This window comes from Amycolatopsis thailandensis (assembly GCF_002234405.1).
GTDB classification, from domain to species: Bacteria; Actinomycetota; Actinomycetes; order Mycobacteriales; family Pseudonocardiaceae; genus Amycolatopsis; species Amycolatopsis thailandensis.
Window position 1 is genome coordinate 1 of the sequence record NZ_NMQT01000264.1, and the last position, 853, is coordinate 853.

Sequence of the window (853 nt, forward strand, 5' to 3'; positions counted from 1 at the left end):
CTCACGCTGCACCACGCGGTGTTCGACGGCTGGTCGCAGGACCTGCTTTGCGCCGACCTGTCGGCCGCGTACCGGGGCGAGCCGCTGCCGCCGCCGGTGGCGTCCTACGCGGACTACGCGGTGTGGCGAGCCGGACGTGACGAACGCCGGGAAGCCGTCGACGTCGCCTGGTGGACCGGGCATCTCGCCGGTGCACCGGCCATTGTGGACCTTCCGCGTGACCGGCCGCGCCCGGCCGTGCAGACCTACCGGGGCGCGAGCCTGCGTCAGTCCTTTCCGGACGGTGCCGCCGAATCGGTCCTGGCACTGGCCGCCCGCACCGGTACGACGCGCGCCGGGGTGCTGCTGGCCGCGTTCGGCCAGCTGCTGCGGCGGCTCACCGGCGCGGCGGACCATCTGGTCGCCACGGTCGTCGCGGACCGGCAGCTCGCCGAATGCCAGGAGGTCGCGGGGTTCTTCGTGGACATCGTGCCGGTGCGGCTGCGGGCCGACGACGCCGCGGACTTCGCCACGCACGTCCGCGACGGCGGGGCGGAACTCCTCGCCGCGACCGCGCACCCGGCCGCACCGGTCGAGCGGCTCGTCGAGGCGCTCGGTGTGCCTCGCGATCCCACGCGCGCCCCGCTCGTGCAGGTGATGTTCAACGTCCTGAACTTCTCCGAGCCACGGCTGGACCTTCCCGGCGTGGCCTCGGCGTGGCTGCCGGTGGACAAGCCGGGATCGCCGTTCGACCTCACGGTGTACGTCCACGACGACGGCGTCGAACTGCTGTACAACCCGGACCTGTTCGACCACGCCCGGATGGCAGGGCTCGCCGAGGACTACGTGGCCCTGCTCGGCGCGCTGGCCGCGG

At 73.6% G+C, this 853-nt stretch carries 1 protein-coding gene; it reads left to right on the forward strand.

The genetic code is table 11. The annotated features are described in order from the left end of the window. The coding region (locus CFP71_RS42175) for a condensation domain-containing protein (protein WP_244200046.1) at nucleotides 1-853 on the forward strand (853 nt) is incomplete at both ends.